General features: G+C 69.1%; 18 protein-coding genes and 2 pseudogenes. 9 read left to right on the top strand and 11 right to left on the bottom strand.

Annotated elements, in window-relative coordinates:
- Window positions 1-8: 8 nt before the first annotated feature.
- From OG798_RS55805 to OG798_RS55795, 3 genes are all read right to left on the bottom strand, one after another.
- Window positions 9-803, bottom strand: coding sequence for an oxidoreductase (locus tag OG798_RS55805; protein ID WP_328760499.1), 795 nt, complete (start codon window positions 801-803; stop codon window positions 9-11).
- Between the two features lie 63 nt (window positions 804-866).
- Window positions 867-1694, bottom strand: a complete 828-nt coding sequence (locus OG798_RS55800) for an alpha/beta hydrolase (protein WP_328760498.1) — start codon at window positions 1692-1694, stop codon at window positions 867-869.
- Window positions 1695-1921: 227 nt separating this feature from the next.
- Window positions 1922-4666 (bottom strand): helix-turn-helix transcriptional regulator, encoded by a 2745-nt coding sequence (locus OG798_RS55795; protein WP_328760497.1) that lies wholly within the window; start codon window positions 4664-4666, stop codon window positions 1922-1924.
- Between the two features lie 469 nt (window positions 4667-5135).
- On the opposite strand from OG798_RS55795, the pseudogene OG798_RS55790 reads away from it, so the two are divergent.
- Both OG798_RS55790 and OG798_RS55785 read left to right on the top strand, forming a co-directional pair.
- Window positions 5136-5333 (top strand): annotated as a pseudogene (locus tag OG798_RS55790) (hypothetical protein); the annotation flags it as partial.
- Between the two features lie 289 nt (window positions 5334-5622).
- Window positions 5623-6480, top strand: a complete 858-nt coding sequence (locus OG798_RS55785) for an alpha/beta fold hydrolase (protein ID WP_328760495.1) — start codon at window positions 5623-5625, stop codon at window positions 6478-6480.
- Window positions 6481-7671: 1191 nt separating this feature from the next.
- Here the strand turns inward: OG798_RS55785 and OG798_RS55780 are convergent.
- A complete protein-coding gene (locus tag OG798_RS55780; protein WP_443054278.1) occupies window positions 7672-8628 on the bottom strand; it encodes an NADP-dependent oxidoreductase in 957 nt (318 codons plus the stop codon).
- Window positions 8629-8913: 285 nt separating this feature from the next.
- A pseudogene (locus OG798_RS55775) lies at window positions 8914-8979 on the bottom strand (DNA cytosine methyltransferase); the annotation flags it as partial.
- A 236-nt stretch (window positions 8980-9215) separates the two neighbouring features.
- Here OG798_RS55775 and OG798_RS55770 point away from each other — a divergent pair.
- On the top strand, window positions 9216-9587 hold the full coding sequence (locus tag OG798_RS55770) for a hypothetical protein (RefSeq protein ID WP_328760492.1): 372 nt from the start codon (window positions 9216-9218) through the stop codon (window positions 9585-9587).
- Window positions 9588-9720: 133 nt separating this feature from the next.
- Here OG798_RS55770 and OG798_RS55765 read toward each other — a convergent pair whose 3' ends face one another.
- The 5 genes from OG798_RS55765 to OG798_RS55745 are packed head-to-tail and all read right to left on the bottom strand — an operon-like array spanning window position 9721 to window position 14779.
- Window positions 9721-10590 (bottom strand): alpha/beta fold hydrolase, encoded by an 870-nt coding sequence (locus OG798_RS55765; protein WP_328760490.1) that lies wholly within the window; start codon window positions 10588-10590, stop codon window positions 9721-9723.
- Complete coding sequence (locus tag OG798_RS55760; protein WP_328760488.1) at window positions 10587-11675, bottom strand: MBL fold metallo-hydrolase; 1089 nt, start codon at window positions 11673-11675, stop codon at window positions 10587-10589. Before OG798_RS55760 ends, OG798_RS55765 begins: the two co-directional genes overlap by 4 nt.
- Window positions 11672-12370 (bottom strand): YoaK family protein, encoded by a 699-nt coding sequence (locus OG798_RS55755; protein WP_328760487.1) that lies wholly within the window; start codon window positions 12368-12370, stop codon window positions 11672-11674. The genes OG798_RS55760 and OG798_RS55755 overlap by 4 nt, the downstream gene beginning before the upstream one ends.
- The gene (locus tag OG798_RS55750; protein WP_328760485.1) at window positions 12367-12879 is read right to left on the bottom strand and encodes a DoxX family protein; all 513 of its coding nucleotides are present in this window, start codon (window positions 12877-12879) and stop codon (window positions 12367-12369) included. The genes OG798_RS55755 and OG798_RS55750 overlap by 4 nt, the downstream gene beginning before the upstream one ends.
- Window positions 12880-12889: 10 nt before the next feature.
- A complete protein-coding gene (locus tag OG798_RS55745) occupies window positions 12890-14779 on the bottom strand; it encodes an amidohydrolase (protein WP_328760483.1) in 1890 nt (629 codons plus the stop codon).
- 682 nt (window positions 14780-15461) lie between these two features.
- Between OG798_RS55745 and OG798_RS55740 the strand changes: the two genes are divergently transcribed.
- Complete coding sequence (locus OG798_RS55740) at window positions 15462-16070, top strand: flavin reductase family protein (RefSeq protein WP_328760482.1); 609 nt, start codon at window positions 15462-15464, stop codon at window positions 16068-16070.
- A gap of 632 nt (window positions 16071-16702) precedes the next feature.
- On the opposite strand, the gene OG798_RS55735 is transcribed toward OG798_RS55740, so the two are convergent.
- Entirely contained in the window at window positions 16703-17170 is a 468-nt protein-coding gene (locus OG798_RS55735) for a group III truncated hemoglobin (RefSeq protein WP_328760480.1), read from the bottom strand.
- Window positions 17171-18091: 921 nt separating this feature from the next.
- Here OG798_RS55735 and OG798_RS55730 point away from each other — a divergent pair.
- From OG798_RS55730 to OG798_RS55715, 5 genes are all read left to right on the top strand, one after another.
- Window positions 18092-18493: a DUF1003 domain-containing protein gene (locus tag OG798_RS55730; RefSeq protein WP_328760478.1), complete on the top strand. Its 402-nt coding sequence runs from the start codon at window positions 18092-18094 to the stop codon at window positions 18491-18493.
- Window positions 18494-18905: 412 nt separating this feature from the next.
- Entirely contained in the window at window positions 18906-19289 is a 384-nt protein-coding gene (locus OG798_RS55725) for a nuclear transport factor 2 family protein (RefSeq protein WP_328760476.1), read from the top strand.
- A 490-nt stretch (window positions 19290-19779) separates the two neighbouring features.
- Window positions 19780-20067: a helix-turn-helix transcriptional regulator gene (locus tag OG798_RS57080; RefSeq protein WP_443054266.1), complete on the top strand. Its 288-nt coding sequence runs from the start codon at window positions 19780-19782 to the stop codon at window positions 20065-20067.
- A complete protein-coding gene (locus OG798_RS55720) occupies window positions 20064-20564 on the top strand; it encodes an aldehyde dehydrogenase family protein (RefSeq protein ID WP_443054265.1) in 501 nt (166 codons plus the stop codon). Before OG798_RS57080 ends, OG798_RS55720 begins: the two co-directional genes overlap by 4 nt.
- A gap of 105 nt (window positions 20565-20669) precedes the next feature.
- The gene (locus OG798_RS55715) at window positions 20670-21296 is read left to right on the top strand and encodes a helix-turn-helix transcriptional regulator (RefSeq protein ID WP_328760474.1); all 627 of its coding nucleotides are present in this window, start codon (window positions 20670-20672) and stop codon (window positions 21294-21296) included.
- Window positions 21297-21594: the final 298 nt, after the last annotated feature.

Raw genomic sequence — 21594 nt, 5'->3', positions numbered from 1 at the left:
ATGGTTGATCAGAGTGTCTTGATGAGGCCGCCGTCGATGGTGAAGTCGGCGCCGGTGATGTTGGCGGTGCGGTCGCTGGCGAGCATCAGGACGAGGTCGGCGACCTCGTCGGGACGGGTGAAGCGACCCGTGGCGAAGCCGCCCAGGCTGTTGATGGCCTGGTCCACGGCTTCCTGCGGTTCGATGCCCATGGCGGTCGCGAGGGTGTCGGCCATGCCGCCGGGACCGATCCACAGGTCAGTGCTCACCGGGCCGGGCGCGATGGAGTTGACGCGTACACCCTGCGGGGACACCTCCTTGGACAGAGCCTTGGAGAAGTTGGTCAGGGCTGCCTTGGAGGCCGTGTAGTCGATGATGCCGGGGTCGGGCAGGAAGGCGTTGACCGAGCTGATCGTGACGATCGAACCTCGTGAGGCGAGCAGCGCGGGAAGAGCCGCACGTGAAGCCCGCACCGCACTCAGCAGGTTGACGGTCAGGGTCTCGAGCCACTGTTCGTCGGTGACGGAGGCGAAACCGCCGAGACGCGGCTGAGCCTGGCCGACGTTGTTGACCAGGACGTCGATGCCGCCGAACCGTTCCACGGCCGTCTCGATGAGGGTATCCACGCCGACCGCCGTTGCCAGGTCGGCGGTCACCGGGATCACGGTTCCGGAGGCCGCCAGTTCGACGAGTTCGGGACTGGCGGTACGGGCGCCGGCCACGACGCGGGCGCCTTCCTCGACGAAGGCTCGGGTGACGGCCAGTCCGATGCCGCGGCTTGCACCGGTGACGACGACGGTCTTGTCCTTCAGGTGCAGATCCATGACAAGTCTTCCTTGTTCGTTCGACGTGCGTGGGGCGGTGGACACAAGGGGTGGTGCCGGCGGTCAGAGGCCGGTCGTGGCGGACTGGCCGGTGATACCCTGGCGAGCCAGCCAGCCGAGCGCGCCGTCGGCGACGGCCCGCCAGCCCCGGTCGACGACCAGGGAGTGGCCGCGGTCCGGGAACTGCTTGAGGTCGGTCGCCGCCGGCGAGTCGCCGTAGAGCTTGTAGGCGGCGCGGGTGACGACGTCCGGCACGGTGTGATCGCGCTGGCCGGACATCAGCAGCAAGGGCCCGCGACGGGCGTTGCCGGTGACGGCTGCGGCCGGTGACCTGCGGGAGAAGTTGGCGAACGCCGCTTCAAACAGGGGCCGCCCAGGGGCGGGGACGGCGTATTCCTTGAACAGGGCGTCGGATTCCTGCTGCGGGATCGCGTTGCCGAACGCGTAGCGGAACTGCGCCGCCGTGAGGGAAACCGCACGTGACCGGTTGGCCGGGTTACGGAGAACCGGGAAGGCCGAGCGCAGTTGCGTGAACGGCAGTGGCTTGACCCCCTTGATCGGCGCCGGGTCGATGGCCACGGCGGCCCGCCCGAGGCCGAGGCCGAGGAGCTTCTGGGCGATCAGACCGCCGAAGGAGTGCCCGATCAGCACGGGCTCGGCGGGCAGCGCCTTGATGAGGGACGCGTAGTGCTCGGTGACGTCGTGGATGCCTGGTCCGGCCATGGCCTGCGGGTGCGACCGTGCGTCGGACACGCTGTCCGGTTCGCCGGGCCAGCCAGGGGCGAGGGGGGCGAATCCCTCGGCTTGCAGCAGCTCCACCCAGGGGCGCCAGGAGGAGGAGTGCAGCCACAGCCCGTGGATCAGGACGACGGGGGTGCGCCGGTCCGTCATGAGAGCCTCCTTGCGGCGGAGGACCGCCTGATGCGATCTCCTGTGGTGCTCTCCAAGGTGGCGTCAGCGTCATCACGGTCGGCTCAGTCAGATGACACAAACGGTCGGGTTAGGACATGACTGAGGGCCCAGGGGTAGGCGTTCCCACGCCTCACGGTACCGCCGCTTCAACGGGTCGGTACCGCCTGCGGTGCGCGGGTCTGGACGCAGGACGGTGTCGGACGAGGTCACGCCCCGTCGGGCGGAGCGGCGCGCGTGTCGGCGTCGAGAGCGTCGCGAAGCGCGGCGCGGCTGGTGATACCCAGTTTGGGGAAGATGCGGTACAGGTGGGAGCTGACCGTGCGGGGTGACAGGAACAGCTTTGCTCCGATCTCCTTGTTCGTCAGGCCGGTCGCCGCGAGCTGGGCGATCTGCCGCTCCTGCACGGTCAGCGACTGCCATCCCTCGCCCCGCGCGCCGAAGGCGGCACCGGCGGCGGCGAGCTCCGCTTGGGCCCGCTCGGCCCAGGGGAGCGCGCCGAGGTCGGTGAGAACGCGCAGGGCCTCCTCGAGTTGTTCGCGCGCCGCCCTTGTCTCGTGATCACGGCGCAGCCGCTCACCGTAGGCGAGGCGGATGCGGGCAGTCTCGAACGGGAACAGGGCGGCACCCGGCAGTGCGAGGGCGTGCTCGTACAGGCTGGGTGCGTCTTCTTGCGCGGCCATGGCCTGTGCCGCCGCGCTGACGAGCGCCAGGCGCGGGGAGAGAGCGGGCAGCCCGGCGGCGAGGGCCGCCTGTGCGTGGCGGCGGCCCTCATCGAGGTGTCCGCTGCGTACGGCCGCTTCGACGAAATCCAGCAGCGTGCGCGGTGCCTGCTGGCTGTGGGCTGCGAACTCGCCGGGTGCCGTGATGTTGGTCGCGAAGCGGTAGGCGATCGCATAGTCGGAGCGAGCCAGTGCCGCCATCATGCCGAGGGCATCCGCGTATTGGGTCAGGTAGCCGATTCCGCGTGGCCGGGCCCAGGCCTCCACCGCCCTGCGGTGACCGTCGGCCGTATCGCTGTCGCCGCGGCAGGCGGCGACCATGGCGAGAAAGGCGCGGAACTGATGGGCGAAGAGCGCGTAGCCGTGCCGGGCGGTCATCTCCAGACCGCGGCGGCCTGTCTGCTCGGCGTCCGCCCAGCGGCCTGCGCCCATGTGGTCCAGCATCACGAGCTGGAGCAGGGTCATGGCGTTTCCGGCGGCTCCCGCCTCTCCTTCCCTGGCAACCAGGCGCGTCAGAAGGGAACGGAATTCGTCGAGTGCGTCGAGATAGTAGGCACCGACCAGCAGCCGCATCGCTTCCCAAGGCCGGTCCGACGAGGCGCGGACGAACTGTCGGCGCAGGCGCTCCAGGCCGCCCACGCCCCGACGGACCACGTCACCCCACGTGTCCCGGTAAAGGAGACTGGCCGAACCCGTCGGATCGGCCGGGTCGCAGAAACGGTCCACACAGGACTCGGTGATCGTCCAGGTGGCGCTGTCGGCCGCGAAGAGGGAGATCACCAGGAGGAGGTTGATCAATCGCTCCGCTGTTGGTTTGTCCCGGAGAGAGTCCAGTCGTTCCAGGGCGGCGACGACCTTACGATGCGTGGTGCGCACTTCCCCGTCCTGGTACAGGGCCGCGTAGCACTCAGCGATGATCACGTCGGTATCCGCCGTGCCCGCGCTTTCCGACAGCTGTTGCGCCCGTTCGAGCTGGGCCGACTGCCCGGCGACGAAGGCCGCCTCCGCCAATCGCCGGGAGCGCTGATCCGGTCTCTCACTGAGCTGCGCGGCCCGCTCCAGCCAGCTCACCGCGACGGAGGAGGCTCCTCGCCTGGTCGCTGCCTCGGCAGCTTGCTCCAGCAGCGCGGCGACCTTCTCATCAGGGTCCACCGTCGCCTCGGCGAGGTGGCGGGCCCGCCGCTCCTGGTCGTCCGGATAGAGCGCGGCCAGTTCGGCGTGGGCGGCCCTTCGGCGGTTGGGCGTGGCGAGCTGGACGACCGCGGAACGAACGAGCGGGTGCCGGAAGCCGAGCTGACTGCTGACCGGGTCGACCACTAGGAGTCCGCGGCCGATCGCCTCGTCGACATCGCCCAGCCGCCGTTCCAGTGCGGGTCGACGGGGCCCGGCCACGGAGGACAGGCCGTCGAGGGCGGCCAGCAGGAGGGACTCCTGCGCGGACGGCGTCAGTTCGGAGATCCGGTTCCCGTACAGGCTCTCCAAGCGGCGCGTTAGGGGCAGAGGCGATGCCTGCCCTGCGGGGGCCGCAGGCACACGCCCGGCCGTCTTCGGCAGCTCGATCAACGCCAGCGGGTTGCCCTCGGCCCCGTGCAGCACGCGCTCACGGGCGGCCGGGTCCAGATGGCCGCCGGTGCGCTCCAACAGCGCTGCCGCGTCCTCTTCGCCCAGCGATCCGACCTCGATCTCCTCGAGCCCGGCGTCGTCGAACACTGACGGTACGTCCGCCCGCACGGTTATGACGCCCCGACCACCGACCGCACCGGCCCGGCGCATCACGAACGTGCAGACCCGGGCACTTTCGCTGTCGAACCAGTGCGCATCGTCGACCGCGAAGAACAGTTGCCGATCGTCCGCTGCCGCGGCGATGAGCGAGAGCATCGCGCCGGCGACCTCCGCCACGCCCGGAGCCGCCCCCGCGCGCAGCCCCGTGACCTGTTCCAGGACCGCACGCGATGCGCCGGGCAACTGGGCGCCGTAGGGGAGAAGCGGCAGGAGTAGCTGGTGCAGGCCGGCAAACGGCAGTTCGGACTCCGCCTCGACACCGGAGGCAACCACGACGCGCAGTCCCGCCTCGCCGGCCAGGGCCACGGCCATCTGAAGCAGCGCGCTCTTGCCCGTGCCAGCTTCGCCGCGCAGCACGGCGAAGGCGTGGTGCGTGGGAACCGCCAGCACCCGCTCCAACCGCGCGAGCTCCTCCTGTCGCCCGATGAGCCGATGCTCGCCCTGAGCCACCTGGCACCGTCCCGTCACTGTTCGCTCCCGGCCACACGTTGCCATCGCCGGTGATCAGGACACGTTAGCGTGGGAGGGGGGCCGTGGCCGTACGACGGCCTGCAGCGACGGGAACACCGGCGAGGCCTCCAGGAAGTCAGCGACACGACGTCCTCGGCGGTCTCCCGAACACTGGCCGTCCGTATGGCACGTCGCCACTGTCCAGGAAGGGCGGTGGGGGATCGTCGAACTGCTGCGCCAAGAGCCGTCGCATCGGGCGCAGGGCGGCGGAGACGGCTCTCTCCGAGCTGCTCCGCTGTAGCGCCGCAATCACCACTACGCCGCCGAGCACCGGGCCCGGGATCGCCGGGCGCTACGTGCGTCTCCGCGAGCGTCATCGGCGCCGCTGCTCAGGAGGCGTTCGAAGCGCGCTTGGCCGGGCGCGGCCGCTTGAGTCATACGACTCAAGCCTGCGTGTGACCAGGCCTTCATGCTGGGCTCCTCGGAATCCGCAGCGTCAGGAGCTCTCGTGGAAGCGAGTGAGGCATCCGGAAGCGCAACATTGCTCCGGTACTCCGGTGCGGCAGGACGATGGGTCCTGGCCGCCACCGTCCTCGGATCGATGGTCGCCTCCATCGACGCAACCGTGGTCGGCGTCTCTCTGCCGGCCATCGGCCATTCATTCGGCATCGCGAGCGTTCGGCACGGCGATCGGCCCGTTCCTATGCCCCGCCGTCGTCCGCAGTGCTTGCCCGTCCGCCGCATGCCACCAGCACGACCGGATCATGAATCCACCAATGGCAAGCCTCGTACCGCGGATGTGAGGAGTCACCTTCGCGATCAAGGTGGGACAGTCATATGACCGAAGTCCCTGAAGGGCCTTCCCCCTTACTGTCGGCCTCACGGCGACGGATGACTTCGCCGCTGTTCCGGCCCAGTTGTGAAAGTGGGCACCCAATCCCGGGAAAGGGAAAGCCATGCCCGTTCGCCTTCGCCCCCTCAAGCGACGCTGGATGTACCCCGTACTGACCTTCAGCGCGGCCCTCACCGTATTCCTGCCGAACGCGGTCGGCGCGGCTGCCACCGCGGACAGCAGCCCCGAAAGCACCGCGAAGCCCACGATCGTCTTTGTTCACGGGGCCTTCGCCGACTCCAGCGGGTGGAACACGGATGTCGCGGATCTGCAGCGCCTCGGCTATCCGGTTGTCGCGGCGCCGAATCCGCTGCGCGGTCTCACCAGCGACGCCGACTACATACGCTCGATCCTGCGGACGATCAGCGGACCGATCGTGCTCGTCGGACACTCCTACGGCGGTGCGGTCATCACCAACGCGGCCCGCGGAGTTGACAACGTCAAGGCGTTGGTGTATGTGGGAGCGTTCGTCCCCGACAAGGGGGAGAGCATCGCGACCGTACTCGACCCGCAGAAGTACCCGGGTTCGCTGCTCGGCCCCGACACGACCCTCACGCGCCCGGCTCCGAACCCGTCCGCGCCGGGCGGCCAGGATGCGGACATCTACATCAAGCCCCAGGACTTCCGGGAGGTGTTCGCGGCCGACGTGTCCGCCTCCGCGGCCTCGGTGATGGCCGCCACGCAGAGGCCCCTGTCCTACACGGCCGACACCGAGACGTCCGGCGATCCGGCGTGGAAGACCATCCCGTCCTGGGACCTCGTCACGCGCAACGACAAGGCCATTCCGCCCGCAGGTCAGCGGTTCATGGCCGAGCGCGCGCATGCCCATGTCGAGTACGCGGACTCCTCGCACGCAGTAATGGTGTCCCACCCGCAGGCGGTCCTGCGCATCGTTCTCGACGCCGTGCACCACGACGGGTAGCACTCTTCACTTCCCACCGCAGCGCGTCGCCGGCGCGAGCAACGGGGTGCCGAGAAAGGCATGAAACGGCCGTGCGCTGACCGGAGGCCACACGGCCGTCGCTGCGACGGAGCGGGATCGTGGTGATGCGCGGGCGCGGCGGGACCGTGGTGGCCGTCAACTGAGACGCGGACAGCCCATAACGGGTGGGCGAGCCGAGCATGCTCGCGTCAGCCCACTCCAGGTCATCGAGGGTCGCGACGGGGGTGCGCTGGGTGGCGGCGTGGTGGGTCGGACCAGCCCTGATCGGTGACGACGGCCTCCGCTGGCGCGCGTTCCCTCACCTTCCGCAGCCGCACCTCGGCCCTCGCCTTTTCCGCGGCTGTCGCGGCGGCCTGGACGAGTTAGAAGACGGTTCCGGTGGATGAGTAATAGATGACGGCCACGTTTACCGCATAGGCCACGACGATTCCAGGGATTCGGATCAATTCTAGGGCGTGAACAGCCTGGCGCTTTCCGAACGTCCGGGGTATCCGTCATCCGACTGCGGTCGAGGTGCGATGTGGTGTGACGAGCGCGGCTCGGATGCGCCGGGAGTCGTTCCGTCGCAGTACTGAAACCGGGTGTCTCGCTCTCCACGAAGCGTCTCCGTGCCCGGCCCGTTGTCTCACCGGATTTCAGATGAAGATGCAGTCGCTTGACGGAAGCGTCGAACGATGTGAAGGCGGTGCGATGGTGGCAGCTCCGGTGGGACGTAAAGGGCGGCCGGGTGCACTGTTTCCGATCAGGCGATGTCCTTCGGGGCCGTGGAAGGAATGATCATGACCGTCCATGAGGAATACACCGCACGACAGGAAACCCAGGGGCCGGCCGTGCGTGGCCGGCGCCTGCGCGGGCTTCATCGAATGTCGGGCCATCGGTGATCTGGCTACTCTTCTGAATAGTGCCGCCAGGCAGAGCGGACTGGGGCCGCAGGATCTGCTGGAGTCCATCCGCGATGAGGCGCTCGCCGCCCTGTACCTCAGCTGCGCAGCGGACGTACGCGCACGCGTCGCGATGGTGGTGCGCAGCACCCTTGGCGAGCGTTCAGGGATACGTCGACCCCGTCGCGGACCCTTGGCCGGGGCGGCAGGGGCACGCGGCCATGACGTCGTGACAGGCACGGGTAATGCGTCACCGGCCTATCGAACCGGTGGCCCACGACCTCCCGATTCAGGCGACGCCGGTGTCTTCGCTCACCCGGATCACGATCTTCCCTCTGGGATGTTCCGACTGCAGGGCCGCGTAGGCGGCAGGAGTCTCGGACAGGGGGACGACACGGTCCACGACCGGGGTGAGGCTGCCGTTGTCGATCAGCTCGGTGACGGCCTCGAGACCGGTACGGTCCGGCTCGACGACGAAGAACACCCCGCGTGCTCCGCGCGAGGCGGCGTCATCCGGATTCGGGGGCTGCACGATACTGATCAGGGTGCCGCCCGGGCGCAGCGCCGCCCATGAGCGGGCCAGTGTGTCGCCGCCGACCGTGTCCAGCACGAGGTCGGCGCCGTCCACGCGGTCCTCGAAGCGGTCGCCAGCGTAGTCGATGACCTGGTCCGCGCCGAGCCGTGCGACGAATTCCCGGTCTCGTGCGGAAGCCGTCGCCGTCACTCGCGCGCCGAGTGCTGCGGCGATCTGCACGGCGAAGGAGCCGACACCTCCGGCCCCGCCGTGGACCAGGACGTGCTGCCCGGTCGTCAACGAGGCATGGCCGACCAGTGCCTGCCAGGCAGTGAGGGCCGCCAGCGGGACGGCCGCCGCACCGGCATGGTCCAGCCGGGACGGCTTGGCTGCCAGTGCGTCCGCGGGAACGGTGACGTACTCGGCAGTGGCTCCGTCACGCGTGAACGGGATCAGCCCGTACACCTCGTCTCCCACGGCGAGGCCGGTAACGGCCGAACCGAGTTCGGCCACGACTCCGCTGACCTCATGCGAGGGAACGACCGGCGTGCGATCGCTGCCGGTCCCGTCGAAGCTGTCAGTCCATGTGGCCTCCCAGGCGAGCTCGCCGTTGGTGATGGAGGCGGCGTGCACGGACACAAGCACCTCGCCCGCGGCCGGTTCGGGACGTGGTGCGCTCTCGTACACCAGCTGCTCCGGACCGCCCCGCTTGTGAGCTCGAACAGCACGCATGGTGGTCATCAGTCCATCACTCCTTGCGATGAGGGCGGTGTTCCGACCGGCCCTGGCCCCGTGCCCCCTGGACTCACTGCGGGCGTGTGATTCCTGTTCAGGATGCGAGAAGGTCAGAACGGGTGGCTTCCGTCATATGACTGAAACCGGTCTCGGCAACCGGCTCGTGATCGCCTCGCGGGCCGCCTCGGTCAGTCCCTCCGGATGGCGTACCGCTCTTGGTCGCTCAGTGCGTACCGTCGGCTACGTGGCCGCACCGCGCACAGGCCGCAGACCGACCTCAGGCAGGATCGCCCTCCTTCGCGTCTGCGGAACGCCGAAGTCAGCGGCGTTGAGGATCCCGTACCAGAGTGGGTGTCGCGTCCGGCCGCGTCTTGCGGGGCCATTCCCGTACGGCCTCGTCGACCGGGCGCATCAGGTCGAACAGGGCCTATGGAGTGTGGTCCGGGCGAGGTCGACGAGGTCCATGGTGTGGGCCATGAGCCCGTAGGCGGCGACGCCGGCGCGCGGCCCTCGCGCCAGCTACGCCGACGACAAGACCCGAGCCCGCACCGACGCCATGCCGGTCCGGCTTGCCGAGTCCGCCAGTGTCTGGGTACGACGAGTTCAGCAACCTCACCGAGGACGTGACGGTCGTCTCCAAGGACACCGAACTCGAACTCGACGAGTCTGCCGCCGTGACGATGTGGACCGACGGGCTCAACGCCGAGGGAGCCACGGTCCTCGCCGGCTGCGACCACCCGCACTTTGGACAGTGGGCGGCCGTCACCACCATTCAGGCAGGCGAGGGCCGCACCACATACGCCGGCACGCTCCCGAACCTCCCCGTATACGGCGCGGCAGAGGGCGTCGGCCTCCGCGGACATGAGCGCATCGGCGAACGTCCTTGCGCCCAACCGTCCTGGCGGGAGCCGCAGGGGCACGGTCAGCACGGCGCGGCTCTTCTCACAAGTGCGTGAGCAGTACTCGGAGCGGCCTGAGTCGGATGACTGCGCATGCGGAATGCGGTACGGGCGTCGGGAAGACCGCCCAGCCCGGACCGGGAGAGTGCAGGATCCCGGTCCGGGCGATGACGAGTCCAGCGCCGGTGTGTCAGGCGAGGAACCCCCGGAGCAGCCGGGCGGTTTCGAGGGGCTGCTCCTCGTAGAGCCAGTGGCCGCAGTCGTCGACGACCACGCCCTGGACGTGCCGTGCGTACTGTCGCACCTGGTCCGCGACGCGTGTGGCGTGGCTCGATGCCGCACCGACGGCCAGAATGGGCATCTCAAGGGGCGTCTTGCCGAACTCCGCGTTGTCGGCGACGTCTTGGTCGAACGCGCGAAACCAGGCGAGACTCGCCCGCAGATGCGCGGGGTCGCTGAGCCGCAGGGCGTACTCGTCCAGTGCGGTCGCGTCGGTCGCCCGGTGCTTCTGAACGGCCTTGGCGCCGATGAACCCTTCGACCCAGGTCCGCTCCCGTCCGGAGATTACGCTCTCGGGTGTGCCTTCTTCCAGGTTGAAGAATCCCCAGTTCCAGGCTCCGGGCCCGGCGGCGGTCAGTGCGGGGGCGCGGTAGATGCTCTCGTCGGGGATCGGCGCCTCGCTGAGCACCAGCCGTCGTACCGTGCCGGGGAACTGCGCGGCGTAGGCGTAGGCGACCATGCTGCCGATGTCGTGGCCGACCAGGCGCACGTCGTCGGCCAGGTTGAGGTGACGCAACAGAGCGTGCACATCCGCGGCCATGGTCTTCTTGTCGTAGCCGTCGAGGGGCGCGCTGGACCGGCCGGCGCCGCGCAGGCTGGGCGCGATGACGGTGTAGTGCTCGGCGAGGGCGAGCATGACGCCCCGCCACTCGTACCAGGTCTGCGGATAGCCGTGCAGCAGCACCACGGTGGGGCCCTCGCCACCGCGCGCGTACTCGATGTCGATGCCTCCCACCGGGATCACGTGGGTGAAAAAGCCGATCGGTGCCTTGGCGGTCACGCGTGGATCCCGAACGGGCCGAGGACGTCGGAGTCGATGCGGAGCGATTCGAGCAGCGCGGCGGCGTTGTCCACGGTGAAGACGTCGGCGGCGGCCAGGACCCCCAGGTACTTGTCGGTCACCGGGGCGGCGGCGTGCTCGGCTACGGCGGCCAGGTAGGTCTTGAAGATGGCCCAGGCGTTGCCGGACGGCCCGTACTTGGCGAAGTACGGGGTCGGGTCGAGCCCGGTGAGGGCGGCGTGTGTGCTGGCCGTCAGGTCGTCCATGTACTGCTTCTGCGTTTCCGCGTCCGAGCGGTGGCCCAGGCGCCCGAGGTGGCCGCCGACGAGTGTCCGCCAGGGGTAGCTCAGTGCCGTGTCATGGGCCTTGATCCAGCCGGGGATGTCCTGCGAGACCGCGAGTTCCTTGAAGGGGACCCAGCCCGGGTAGACGACGTCGACCAGCATCAGGGTGCGGTAGTCGGGCGCGTACACGTAAATGTTGTCCGGCGAGTGGTTGGGTCCGTGGTACGCCAGTTCCAGGCGCTCGCCGCCAACCTTGACGGTGAGGCGGTCCTCGAAGACGGTGGTGGGCACCGGCCGCTCGGGGTCGGCGTCGCGTCGCAGGAGGCGACGGTTCTCGACATGGGCGATGCGCTCGACGTTCTTGTCCCACAGCCCGGCGGCGCCGATGTGGTCGGCGTGGGAGTGCGAGTAGACCAGGTGTGTGACCCGGTTCGGCAGGCCGAGCGGTCCGGTGACGTCGTCGATCGCGCGCTGCAGGTTGTGGCCGATCGTGGGCGGGGCGTCGACCAGTACCACGCCTTCACGGGTGGCGAGGAACATCGCCTGGTAGCTGCCGTCGGTGACCCAATACAAGGCGCCGCCGATGCGGCCCACGTAGTAGCCCTTCTCGTTGAGCGCCGGGCCGAATGCCTGGCTGGGCACGGGGGCGAAGTCGGGCAGGTCGGGGCCGTCGGCCGCGCGGGCGGTGCCGGTCAGGGCGCCGCCCAGCACTGTGGCGGCGGCAGGCAGGGACGCGGCCAGTGCAGCACGCTTGAGCAGCGCGCGTCGGGCAGTCCATCCGGAGGTGTCGGCGGTTGTCACGCGAGGTTCCTTTCGGTCGGGGTGCTCGCCGTGGCGGCCACGGTGAGCAGAAGGATCAGGGCGAGCAGAAGGGCCCAGGCGATCCCGGCGTGCAGGGTGAGTGCGCCTCCGCACAGGGCGCCGCAGAGCATCGCGGCGATGGACGTGAGGCGGCGTATGGTGGGTCGGCCCGGGCGGTCGGAGGCGAGCCCGGTGACGGTCAGAGTCAGCACGGTGGTGGTGAGGTCGGGGACGGCCAGTCGGCGGACGACCGCGTTCTGCAGGCCCATCCCGCAACCGAGGAGGATGATCAGCAGGGCGATCGCTCCCGTCGAGTGGTGCCCGAGCGCGGCGGCCGTCACGGCGGCGCCCGACACCAGCAGGGCCTGGACGCCTACGATCATCCGGAAGCGCCGCACGGTGTCGTCGGGGCTGCCCGCGATGCGGGCCTCGCCCCATGCCCCCGCCATGAAGGCGCCGATGGCCAGCGCCGAGGCCCACAGGGAGAGGGTCTTGGCCCCCGACAGGGAGAACGCGAAGAAGATCACGTTGCCCGTCATGTTGGCGACGAAGACACGGCCCAGGCCGAGATAGCTGACGGCGTCCACGACGCCGGTCACGAACGTGAGCACGACGAGCAGTGTCGGCAGCGGTCCGTAGGTGTGGGAGCTGCTCGGCAGCAGCCGGTCGGATGTACGGAGCAGGACGGCCTTCATGACGTCTCCTCGGCGGTGGGGGTGTGCGGGGCCCGGTGCAGGGCGAGCCGGGTGAGCAGGCCGGCGGCCAGTCCGACCGCGGCGGCGGTCGCTGCCACCCATCCGGGCCAGGGGGTCGGCCCGTAGAAGTCGTCGAGCGACCAGCTCCCGGGTCCTGTGAAGCCGAGCACCACCGCGGCCACCACCAGGAAGCCGGGGTATTCGTAGCCGTCGTGCGGGGCCCAGGGCCCGTTCGGCCATTTGACGGTGACGGCGACGGTCATCACACCCACGGCGGTGGCGACCGCAAGCGGAGTGAGCGCCCCTGCGAGGAAGAGGATTCCGGCGGTGATCTGACCTCCGCCGGCGGCCAGGGCGGTGAGCGCCCCGCCGCGGAAGCCGTCCTCCCGGAACTCGGCGATGCCGCCCGCCAGACCCTGTCCGCCCAGTCGGAAGCTCACCTTCTGCAGCCCGTGCGCGGCCAGCAGCAGTCCGGTGACGAGACGGAGGATGAGCAGACCCACAGTCATCGGATGCTCCTCAGCCGAAGCAGGGGTCGTCGAGGGCGGGGACGTCGGCGGCGAGACCGCGCTCGACGCGCCAGCGGCGGTAGCCGGCGGATTCGGCGGCGGCCTGACCCAGCAGCTCGGCCTGCCGGACCCCGGAGCGCTCCGGGCGGGCGGGCCACGGTGAAGCCTGGTAGCCGCCGAAGTGGGCGATCGGGCTCCACTCGGGCATCACGGCCGGTGCCGACGCGGCGAGGCCTTCGAACTGGCCCGCCGCGTAGACGATCCGGCCGCCCGCCACGGTGAGCAGTGACTCGATGGCGGGGATCTCGTCTTCCGGGACGGTGAAGTAGTCGTCGCTCAGCACCGCGAGGTCGGCGTAATGACCGGGGCTCAGATGGCCCTTGACATCCTCTTCCCCGGTGAGCGCCGCTCCGGCCGACGTGTACATCGCGAGAGCCGTCTCCCGGTCCACCCGGTTGGCGGGCGAGCGCAGCGGCACACCGGCCACGTTGCGCCCGGAGACCAGCCAGTACAGGGCCACCCAGGGGTTGTAGGTGGAGACGCGGGTGGCGTCCGTCCCGGCCGCCACGGTCAGTCCGCGTTCCCGCATCGCGCCCAGCGGCGGGGCCGCGGCGGCGGCCTCGGCGCCGTAGCGGTCGCGGAAGGTCTCGCCCTGGTAGGCGAGCCGGTGCTGCACACCGATGGCGCCGCCGAGCGCGGCGACACGGTCCAGGCTCTCGGGGGAGATGGTCTCCGCATGGTCGAAGAGCCAGCGGTTGCCGCTGGGGAAGAGCCCCTCGGCGGCGAGTTTCTCGAAGACGGCGAGGTCGCGGCGGATGGTCTCGTCGTACGTGGCGTGCAGCCGGAAACCCCAGCCGTGCTCCATGAGCAGCCGTACGGCCTTCTCGAACTCACCCTCGTAGGCAGGAAGTTCGGGGCGCGGCTGGGTGAAGTTCTCGAAGTCGGCGGCGGCCCAGATGAGGTTCTCCCCGGCACCGTTGAAGCGCAGCCAGCCGTCGCCGTCCTCGGGGCGGACCATACCGATCCAGCGGCGCAGGTCGTCCACCTCGCCGCCGAATGTCTGCGGGAAGAGGTGGTACGCGATGCGCACCGTCAGCTCGCCTGCCTCGTGCAGGCCGGTCACGGCCGCGTAGCCGCTCGGGAAGTCCTGGAAGCCGCCTGCCGCGTCGATGAGCGAGGTCAGGCCGAAGCGGTTCAGCTCGTGGAGGAACTGCCGGGTGGACTCCCGCTGGCCCTCGGGGTCCAGGACCGGGGCCTTGGCGATCGTGGAGTAGAGCAGCAGCGCGCTGGGGGAGGCGATCAGCATGCCGGTGGGTTCGCCGTCGTGGCCGCGGACGATCTGGCCACCGGGCGGCGCCGCGGTCTCCCGGGTGATCCCGGCCGCCTTCAGCGCGGCACGGTTGAGGATGGCCGCCTGGTAGAGGTGCGTCACGATCACCGGCGTGTCCGGGGCGGCCTCGTTCAGCTCGGCCGGGGTGGGCATCCGGCGCTCGACGAACGACTCCACGCTCCACCCGCCGGCCACGCGTACCCATTGACCCTGGGGCGTCCGGGCTGCCTGCTCGCGCAGCATCGCGAGCGCCTGCCGCAAGGTGCGCACGCCGTCCCAGCGCAGTTCGAGGGTGTAGTGCAGGCCTCCGCGGACCACATGGTTGTGCGAGTCGTTCAGCCCTGGCACCACGCGGCGGCCCATGGCATCCACGACCACGGTCTTCGATCCGATGAGACCCGCGACGTCGGCGTCTCCGCCAACGGTGTCTATGACGCCGGCGGTGGCCGCCAGCGCGGTGGCGAAGGGGCGCTGGTCATCGCCCGTGAAGATCTTCGCGTTTCGTACGACGAGGTCGGCGGGCCGTGCGGGCGTTCCGTCGACGAGGCCCGTGACGGGCATGGACGTCATCTCTGGCTCCACTCAGCGTCAGCTCCTGCCGCAGCTGGTGCGGCCTGGGCTGCCACGCTAAGTTCGAAGCAGTTGAACTGACTTGAGTCATGTGACTGCATCGGATCGGCGTGCGTGACGTAGGTGCTCGGATCGTCATGCCGCAGTCGTATCCCACCGGCGACAGCCCCGTTCCTGTGTTCGGTGGCAATGACCGGTCGGTCCGTGACGTGCACGGCGCACGTTCCGTAGCGGTGCCCGCGTGCCGACGCATGAACCTAGCGATGGCCCGCAGTGCGACGGAGGTGCTGGACGCACTGTCGACCGGCCTTCGCCGACCTCGTCCATGGGCCATGGCCTCGCGGAGGCGGGTCAGTGGTGCCGGTCGTAGAACTTCGCGATGCGCTGGACGCAGCCCCCCGGCTTGCGTTGAGCACCGGCCCGGGTCCCTGACGGCGGAGCAGTCCCGTTTCGCGTTCGCCAACGCGGTCAGTGAGCAGGAGTCGGCCGACCTCGACGAACGGTGGACCATCCCCGCACCAGGCAAACAACACTCTGACCGACTCACCGCACCGCCTGCGCCCGCTCACCTCCCCTGGTGGGCGAGCGCAGGCATGGCTCCGGCCCCGCCCAGGCGGCCCGGCCCAACACGCTCTCGCCCCCATCCATGGTTGCGCAACGCGTTCGGATCAATACTGGGCGCATGCGCATCGAATACGATCCCGAGGCAATGGGCAGGGCGGCCTTCTACAGGTTCCTGACGTCAGTCGTCGTCCCTCGCCCGATCGCCTGGGTCTCCACGATCAGCTCGAAGGGGGGCACCGAGAACCTCGCCCCCCACTCTTTCTTCAGCATCGCCAGCACCGATCCCCCGATCGTGCAGTTCACCTCGATCGGCCGCAAGGACTCCCTGCGCAACGTCGAGGACACCGGCGAGTTCGTCGTCAACTTCTCGTCCGAATCGCTGCTGGAGTTGATCAACGCCACCGCCATCGACTACCCCCGGTCGGTCAGCGAATTCGATACCGCGGGCATTGAGCGCGAGGCCAGCAGGTGTGTGCGTCCCCCCAGAGTGGCCACCTCGCACGTGGTTCTGGAGTGCCGTTCGCACACCACCCTGCGCATGGGCAACTCCACCCTCGTCTTCGGACGGGTGGTCCATGCCGCGGCGGACGAGGACTGCATCGTCGACGAGCGTCCCAGCAGCGAGCTCCTGCGCCCGCTCACCAAGCTCGGCGGGGATGAATGGGGCACCCTAGGAGAGGTCCGGCACCTGAGCCGCATCCCTTACGAGGAGCCCACCGCCAACTGATCGGATCCCGCGGTGGCAGCGATGTTCAGGCCGGGGTTCAGACACCGGCTCGTGAGGGCCTTCCACGGTGGGCGACGTGGACAATGACCGTCGAGGCAGCGATCCTGTCGAAGCTCAAGACGGCTCCGATAGATGGCGTACCTGGCCTAGCACCCGCAGGAGGCCCAGGAAGCGGTCCCGATGGCCGCGTTCCGTCGGCGAGTGCGGAGAAGCCCGCGCGCCGACGGGACTCGGCGCGCAGCAGGGAGCTGTTGGTGCAGGCCGAGGGCGAGTTGCTCGCCGAGCGCGTTTTCGAATGCACCACCGTGCGGGACATCGGCGAACGGCCGGGGGTTGCTGGATCTTCGCCCGGACCGTGGGGACGGCGAACGTCGGCAATCGCACGGCACGTTGGGGGTCGAATCGCCGGCGATGATGATCCAGCGGAGGTCGAGGTCCCGGTGGGTGCAGTCACAGGTGTCCTCGAACGTGTCGAGCAGGACGACCGGCGTGACGCGCTTGGCCTTGGAGAGGCGGGTGAGCTCCCAGGCGAGCGGACGCAGGTAGTGGAGAGTACGTCCAGGTAGGGTTCGGCTTCCAGGAGGTCGGCGAGGCGGGCGCGGCCGGCGAGCGCGCGGACGGTGTGCCACCGTTCACATCTCCTGGGCCGGCTTGAGCCCGAGGCCAGTCGGGGCCGGGGGCATGACCGGGTGGCGGTGGAAGGTGACCAGCTCACCGGCGTCCGCACCATGGACCCTACGCAGCAGCGATCCGCCGATACGCTCGGCTTGGACCTTGGCCAGCTCGGCTTTCTCGCCGCTGAACAGGTCGTCCACCGTGCCTGTCCACAGTGCCAGCCAACGCGCGAAGTGCTCGGCCTCCAGCGGGGCGAGCCAGTGCAACCGCACATGGACCTGCAGGGCGTTGCGGCGGTAGAGACCCGCCCGGAAGAGCACGGTCTCCCAGAAGTCGCACATCACGGGCAGATGGGCGGCGAGATCCATATGTGCGATGTCGGTGAAGATCGGACCGATCAGCGGGTCCGCGAAGGCTCGCCGATAGAACTCGGTGACCAGGGCGGACACATCGTCGCGGCTCGAGAGGTCATGTTCGGATGGCACGGGCACAGCCTTTCCAGGACGAGTACGGCGCCGATCGTGGCGAGGACGAGGTGGAACATCCGCGAGCCCCGGGTTCGACGTCGAGGCGGGGCCCTCGGCCGCCGCACGTGCCGGAAGACGAGCGCAGCCCAAGCCTAACAAAAATATGCATCTCGTATGCATATTTGTGGGCCCTGTCACGGAGGTGCCAGGTCGAGGATGAGCGCCCAACGTTCGGCCAGGCCGCGCCCGTATGCCGGTGGCGATCAGCAGCCGGTCGTACTCGATCTCGTCGCCGTCAGTCAGCCGTATCCGCTTGGCGGGTATTTCCAGCCGACGGCGGGGACACCGAGGCGCCACTTCACATCGATCGCCCGCAGCGTGAGCCAGGAATCTCCCCGTTCGCGAGGGGGAGAATTTAAGCAGCGCCCCCTGGTTCCGGCTCGTCGACCCCGACGGCCGGGACCCGACCCTGGTAGGGGGGTGCCTCGCTTCGGTCGATTCGGGGTAGCGCTCCTGGCCAGGACGCTGTGTGGCGTGCCCGTGTTGATGTCGTGTTGTGCGGTTGCCGCAAGCTCGAATGGCTGCGCGGTGACGGCTCGCAGGCACGGCGGCTCGCCGACCAGGTGAACGGGGTCCGTCGCACTGCCTGGCCCGGATCGCCAGCTCCGGACGCGCCGAAAGCCCGCCTGCTCGGCGGGCCCCGACCGTGCCACCGCCGCACCGGACGACCCCGGCCGGCGGAGGACGTACCGGTGACCTGACCGGCGGAGAGAACGGCCTTGCTGCGAGGATGACCCGGCGCAGGCGTCACCGGACCACCGACGCGACCGCGAGGTGAGTCTCCGGCGCCGCCTCCCTCCGCTGCGGAGGCTCTGGCGGTTGCCGGATCGTGCCGTCGGCAGGGCCCAGAACACCGCGGTACGCGAGAGGCAGGTTGAGATGAGCGAGCAAGATGGCATGGACCACCACCCGGCAGTGGTGGCGCATCGCGAGCGCCGTGCGGAGGATGTCCAACTGCGCATCGCCGACGCGATCACACGGTTCGCCGGTTCGATGCCCTTCGTCTATCTGCATGCGATCGTTTTCGCGTTCTGGATGGTGTTCCTCGAGGCCAGTCCCTGGCCCACCTTGACCCTGGTGGTGTCTCTGGAGGCGATCTTCCTGTCCACGTTCGTCATGATCGGCCAGAATCGGCAGGCCGCCTTCCAGCAGATGAAGGCCGACCATGATTTCGTCGAGCAGGAGTTGGAACTCAAGACCAACACCGACCTGACTCGCGCGATCCACGCCATGACCAAGGAACTCCACCGCCGCTTGGTCGAAGACAGCGCGGAGGTGTAGCAAACGGCCGAGTCGCTCACCGAGCGGATCGCTGACTGATGGAGACAAACCAGGCCCTGACGGCGTGTGGAGTCGCCGCGGAAGGGTGCGGGGTCTCCCGTGTCGTCGATGGCAGCAACGTGCCCGCAGCGGGGGGAAGTTCTGTTCCTGGTGAGCAACCGCGGATCGCGCGGCGGTCACGGGTGAACGGGCAGTCACATGACTCAGGTCCGCGAGGGTGTCCTGTACCTGGCTTGGCGCGGAGGTCGCTGCCCGGCTGGAAGGCAAAACTGATCGCGACGTACGCGGATCCCCCAGTCGAATGACCGAAGCGATGCGGGGGCGGATCGATCACTCTGGGCGGAGATCGGACGCGCGACCGGCGCGTCCGGCCCCCGACAGAAAGAGAGGGGCACCGATGAAGCGGGATGGCATGGAAGTCGTCTATGCGGCATATGAGGCGATCAGGAATGGAGACGCGGCGGCAGCGGCTGCGCTCGTCCATCCGGAGATCACTATCCGGCAGTCCGACAGGCTGCCCTGGGGGGGCTTCTACCAGGGGCTTGCGGGGTTCCGGGAGTTCTTCACCACTGTCAGTTCCCACATCAGCAGCACCGTCGAGCCCGAGGCGGTCTACCAGGCCGGGGACCGTGTGGTCCAGGTGGGACGCACCCGGGGCACCGTCCGCGCCAACGGCCGTCCTTTTGACTCCCACGAAGTTCACGTCTGGCGCGTCACCGACGGCCTGATCAGGGCTCTCGAGATCTACGTAGAGGACGAGACGTTCCTCGCCGTGCTCGGCGAGGGCTCCGCGTGAGTTCCGAGGTCCTGGGCACCGCACGGGCCCCGGAATCTTCGATGGATGCGCTGGACGTCAGGGGCTGGGCCGCCACCGAACGTCGGTGGTTGAACGTGACGACGCTGTGCCGGGCCGTGGTAGCTGACCAGACCACTCTCTTCTCTCCCTCACCGGCGAAGGGCAGCTCGGGGACGAGGAACTTGGCCATGGGCAGGCCGAAGGCGATGCTGCGGGAGGCGGTTTCGGCGGCTGTGCGGGCCGTGTCCGAAGCACTCCGCGGCCTGGCCGCACAGAACGACGGCCAGCAGATCATTGGGGCGGTCCGCGCCCGTGTCAAACGGCCTTCTCGACGGGCCGCCGGGCGAACTGTCCTCCACCATCACCGCGCCTACCGGAGCAGCGGCAGGCCATTGGCCCCGGCGGCCGCCTGTGAGGACCTCGGGGTGCTCCTGGCCGGATCGGACCGTACCTCGAAGAGGCAGGGCATCTGGCGTCGGCCTCAGGAGCCGTGCGCGATCACGAGCGGATCCGACGGCGCCTTCGGCCGTGCGCAGCGGCGTGGTACCGCACCCCACGGCCAGTCCTCCGGGGGTGGGAGCGTCTGACGGAGCCCGGGCGGAAACTGATCCCGCTCGTCGTGGACGTCCTCACCAATCGGGCCAAAGCTGAGCGTCTCCCTGTGTCCGTGCACACCGTCAACACGCACATGAAGCACATCTTCGCCAAGCTCGGTGTCAGATCGGCCGCAGCCGGGACGCCGGCGACCGTCTCGTCGAGCATGAGGCCCCCAGGGTGATCTCGTTCACTAGTTCCACCCTCGTGGGGCGTGGCCTCGCCGCCAAGGCGGGTCTGAAGGGGCTCGCGCTGGAACTGGGCGGAAACGGACCGCTGGGGGTGCTGAACGACGCCGATCTCGAACGGGCCGTGGAATGCGCCGTGTTCGGCAGCTATGACCACCAGGGCCAGATCTGCATGGCGACCAATCGCGTCATCATCGACGACTCCGTGATTGACGGGTTTGTGGAGCGGTTCATCGAGCAGGCCCACGGCCTGCGCACCGGCGACCCCGGGAACGCGCACGCCCATGCCGGAACCCGAGGCGCGACGCCGCAGGTCAGCAGGGTTTCTGGGAGACCGCGGCCCCGGTGCGACTCGCGCGACCTTTCCCTACGTCAGCCGCACCCCTGGCCGAGGCGTCGGGATGCCTGTGGGACCCGTCCGCATGGGCAAGCCCGTCACCTCTTGGGGGCCGACCGAAAACGGGGCGGAACCGGCGCTCGGGTGATCCCGTGAACCTTTGCCATACATACGCCTGAGGAGGAGCCGGGCAGTACCGAAAAGAGGCTCTGGCCACCCGTTCGTCTTCGCCGAGCACGATTCCTACCGCAGGAGATGACAATGAGCCCGATCAGCGTGGCGGTCCATGCGGCCGACCCCATTACCCGACTGGGTTTGGTCGGACATATCCGGCTGGAGCCCCGACTGAGCCTGGTCGCCACTGCCCAACTGCAGGAGGCCGACGTCTTCGTCGTGGCTCTGGACACCGTGGTCGTGGCGAGCTTGGACATGCTCAGCCAACTGTCGGCAGAAATGACCGACCCTCGTTTCCTGCTCATCATCGGCGATCAGTGGCAGGCGGACCTCTATGCGGCGCTGGAGTGCGGCGTGCGTGCCGTGATGTGGCGCAGTGAGTTTACTCCGGCGGCGTTCACCAACACCGTAGTGAGCGTCGGCGAGGGGTGCGGTGATTTCCCGCCCGAGCTCCAGGGGAAACTGTTCGATCAGGTACTGCGGACCAACCGCGACGTGCTCGCCCGGCACGGACTGACCGCCTCTGGTCTGACTCCCCGAGAGATTGACGTCCTGCGCTTGGTGTCCGCGGGCTGCGATCTGCAGGAGATAGCCCAAAAGCTCAGCTATTCCGAGCGGACGGTCAAGAACATTCTCTACAACCTGATGAAGCGGCTCAATCTCCGTAATCGAACCCACGCCGTGGCGTACGCCGTGAGGTGTGGGCTTATATGAGGTGCGGCACGGGGAATCGCGTGCGGTCGCCGGCTGTCGCCCAGTGCCGTGGTCAGTTCCAGGCGCGAGCGGGTACCGGTCCCGGCGAACCGCCGCGTCAGACGGTTCCCCACCGCTACCTCGCTCACCTCGAGGGCGGCTGAGAGCTGACGGTTCGTCAGGCCTCGGCCGCGAGTTCCACCAGCAGCCGGTCGTTCTCCTCGGTCGCGATGCCACGGCCGGGGAGCCGAGGCAGGGCTGGAGGCCCGTATCGCCCTTCACGGGCTGCTTGACCGCTTCCGAACTCCGGTTCCTGCCC

It is taken from the genome of Streptomyces sp. NBC_00271, from assembly GCF_036178845.1.
In the GTDB taxonomy this organism is placed as follows: domain Bacteria; phylum Actinomycetota; class Actinomycetes; order Streptomycetales; family Streptomycetaceae; genus Streptomyces.
The sequence above is the reverse complement of the archived record's forward strand: the minus strand, read 5'-3'. Positions and strand labels throughout refer to the sequence as shown.